Consider the following 3,657-nt stretch of genomic DNA (forward strand, 5'->3'; position numbering starts at 1 on the left):
GACCATAGCGTAAGAATCGATGCGAAGTATATAAGGCCAATCCCAGACCAATAAAACCAGTCAGATTCAGGGCCTAGCAACAACAGCATAATGGAGCCCATCTGGCACATAGTTTTTAGCTTACCGATGAACGACACCGCAACATTATCACGTTTGCCCTGCTCTGCCATCCACTCTCGCAAGGCTGAAACGACAATTTCACGCCCAATAATAATCATCGCTGGAATCGTCACCCAGACAGAGTAATAGCTTTCGATTATCACCGCCAAGGACATTGCCACCATCAGTTTATCTGCGACTGGATCAAGAAAAGCACCAAAGGGTGTAGTCTGGTTCCACTTTCTTGCCAGGTAGCCATCAAGATAATCCGTACAACCTGCAATAAAAAATAACGCTGCAGCTAAGATGGCACTCGATTCTATCGGCAAGTAATACGCTACGACAAAAACCGGAATAAGAACAATTCTGGAAACGGTAAGGATATTTGGTAAATTCATGAAAACTTCTAGCTGCCTTAGTAATACTTTATTTACGAGCTATGGAGCGTCAAATAGATATGCTCTGCCAAACTCGTGCTAATTCCTGATACTTTTGCTATTTCTTCGGTCGACGCCTTTTTGATATTCGAGACGCTACCAAAATACTGCAGCAACGCTTTTCGCCTCTTAGCCCCTACCCCTTCAATATTCTCTAACGTTGATTGACGCCTTGCCTTATCTCTACGATTCCGGTGCCCGGTAATCGCAAAGCGGTGGGCTTCGTCCCGTATTTGCTGAATTAAATGCAACCCCGGATTATCAGAAGCACAGTCTATCGTTTTTAAGTGGCCAGCCTTTTCAGGTATTAGCAATGTTTCAAAGCCGGGTTTACGCGTAACACCCTTGGCAACGCCAATTACATTAAGATCTGACAAGTTTAACCTGTCGAAGACCTCAAGTGCCAGATTTAGTTGACCTTTGCCACCATCAATTAAAATCAGGTCTGGTCGTTTATCGGGGTTATCTTTCAATGCCTTGTAGCGCCTTTCCAGTGTCTGACGCATTGCAGCGTAGTCATCCCCTCCGGTAATACCTTCAATATTATAGGTCCGATAGTCCGACTTCATTGGCCCCGCCTCATTAAAGACAACACAGGAGCCCACTGTTTTTTCACCTGAGCTGTGGCTAATATCAAAGCACTCCATGCGTTTGGGTCGATCCTCAAGCTGCAGTAGTTCCGCCAGAGCATCGAACTTATGAAACATGTTTTCTTTATTAGCCAAGTGCGTTTGCAGGGCATTTTCTGCATTCGTGCTCGCTAGCTTAAGCCATTGCGCCTTTAATTGTTTCACCTTGGTAGAGATTTTCACCTTCTTACCAACTACCTGCTCGATGGCTTCGGTAATCAATGCCTGATTACTCAATGATTCGTTTAGAACAATCTCTCCCGGAATATCTCTAGACTCATTCTGGCCAATATAATATTGCTCGACAAAGCTCGACAGCATTTCATTATTGCTCATCTCCAGAGACAACTTGGGGAAGTAGTTCTTATGGCCAAGAATTCGCCCGTTACGCACATAAAGCATTGATGCTACAACCGAGCCGCCTTTTGCTACGAGTACAACTACATCCAGGCTCTGCGTCCCACCCTCGGCAGACTGGCTTTCCTGAACATGTCGAAGATGCTCAATCTGATCTCTTATCTCTGCGGCCTCTTCGAACTTAAGCTCTATAGAAGCCTGCTCCATTTGCGAAATAAGCCTACGGATTAATTCAGGACTCTTTCCCTGCAGAAACATCTCAACACTTTTAACATCTTCCAGGTACTCTTCGTGACTAACCAAACCGACACACGGAGCTTTGCAGCGTTTTATCTGATACTGAAGACAAGGGCGAGAGCGGTTGTTGTAATAGCTATCATGACATTGGCGAACCTTGAAGATTTTCTCAAGCATGTTCAGGCTTTCTTTTACTGAACCAGAGCTTGGAAAGGGCCCGAAATAACGTCCAACCTTCCCTTTGCTACGCGCCCTTTTCATGGATAATGAAGGGTATTCTTTATCGCTTGCCAAATAGATATAGGGGTAAGACTTATCATCTCGCAAGAGAATATTGTACGGGGGCTTAAGGGTCTTTATCTGATTCTGTTCTAGAATCAGCGCTTCTGTCTCGCTACGGGTTAGCGTGACTTCTATTTTAGCGATTTTGCTGACTAGCGATTGAGTCTTAAGAGACAAACCCTGACGAGCAAAATAACTGGAAACACGTTTTTTGAGATGCTTTGCCTTACCAACATACAGTATGCTTCCGTCACTACCATACATACGGTAGACTCCCGGACTTGTAGTCAATCCAGATAAAAAGCTTTTAGAGTCAAATGAGGAAGATTCTGAGAAGGATTCTTGCAGATCAATTGGGTCGGTCGACATCTAACAAACCATTTCGCACAGCAAGCAAGGTCAATTCAACATCACTGGTGATATCCAGCTTTTCAAATATCCGATAGCGATAACTATTTACTGTCTTTGGGCTCAGACAAAGCTTGTCTGATATGCTCTGAACTTTCTGGCAATCCATAATCATCGTGGCAATCTGCAGTTCTCGCTCAGACAAACTGTCAAAAGGAGACGAGTTCGCTTTACCTAAGGCCATAGCCTGTGCAATATCAGGGCTAATATAACGCTCGCCGCTATGAACTTGCTTGATTGCCTTGATCATCTCAGAAATATGGCTGTTCTTCGAAACATATGCCGAAGCACCCGATTCTAAAACGTGGCTTGGGTAAGGATCATCAATACAAGCTGTTACAACTACGACTTTTGTTTGCTCATTTTGACGCTTTAGCCTTCGTGTTGCCTCTAGCCCACCAATGCCGGGCATTTTGAGGTCCATCAAGACAACGTCAGGGGAATGTTCGCGCGCTTTGCTTAAAGCATCTTCACCAGAAGATGCTTCACCGACTACCTCAATCGCACCGTCATCAAGCAACATACGCGCAATACCTGCACGAATCAGATCATGATCATCAACGACTAAGACTTTTATCAAAATAAATCACCCGCGAAAGCAACTAGAATTGTTAGACAATGAACGCGGAGATTATACAGCAATGCTTGTTAGTTTTGGTGACGAATTCAAGGTTTTCATCTTAAACCCCTGAGAATCAAGCCATTGAGAAGCTTCAAATTCACTCAAGCATACCGACGTTGCATAGGGGTGCTTAACCTTGAATATTTCTTCGAACTGATAGAGCAAGTGACTTCGGTTATTGCTACTAAATACAACAGCAATAGCCTTCATTCCTTTAATATAAGACCAAGCATTAAGCGCCTTTAGTGTTTCGATTTGAAACGACTCGGATAGAAGCATATCCATGCCCTTTAAGTTGATCACACAAGCCCACTCTCGGGTAAAATAGCGGTGAACCAAACGTTTATAACTAGCGACATAGTCTAAGGTATTCCCCTCATTCCATGTTCCAAGCATATCGATCGTCAAGATATCGTGCTTTGCATCGATCACAAAATTGGTTGTCTCTATGCGGCTCCCGCCTTCAACGCTAGAATTCGGGGATGAAGTATATGTAGACATGGCCTTTCTCAACATTCAATTACAATTCACACAGTACTTAACAAAAGTGTATGTCATCACAGCAATATAGCGAGTTTTACCAACA

4 protein-coding genes are annotated in these 3,657 nt (G+C 43.9%); all 4 read right to left on the bottom strand.

What is annotated here, in order from left to right:
- A partial coding sequence (pgsA, locus tag A3735_RS23015) for a CDP-diacylglycerol--glycerol-3-phosphate 3-phosphatidyltransferase (RefSeq protein ID WP_068638727.1) occupies positions 1 to 497 on the bottom strand: 497 nt, incomplete at its 3' end.
- 32 nt (positions 498 to 529) lie between these two features.
- Complete coding sequence (uvrC, locus tag A3735_RS23020; protein ID WP_068515799.1) at positions 530 to 2,410, bottom strand: excinuclease ABC subunit UvrC; 1,881 nt, start codon at positions 2,408 to 2,410, stop codon at positions 530 to 532.
- Positions 2,391 to 3,029 carry a UvrY/SirA/GacA family response regulator transcription factor gene (gene uvrY / locus A3735_RS23025; protein WP_068515802.1) on the bottom strand — a complete coding sequence of 213 codons (639 nt, stop codon included), beginning with the start codon at positions 3,027 to 3,029 and terminating at the stop codon, positions 2,391 to 2,393. The genes uvrC and uvrY overlap by 20 nt, the downstream gene beginning before the upstream one ends.
- A gap of 51 nt (positions 3,030 to 3,080) precedes the next feature.
- Positions 3,081 to 3,572 carry a hypothetical protein gene (locus tag A3735_RS23030; RefSeq protein WP_068515805.1) on the bottom strand — a complete coding sequence of 164 codons (492 nt, stop codon included), beginning with the start codon at positions 3,570 to 3,572 and terminating at the stop codon, positions 3,081 to 3,083.
- Positions 3,573 to 3,657: the final 85 nt, after the last annotated feature.

This window comes from Oleiphilus sp. HI0061, from assembly GCF_001635675.1.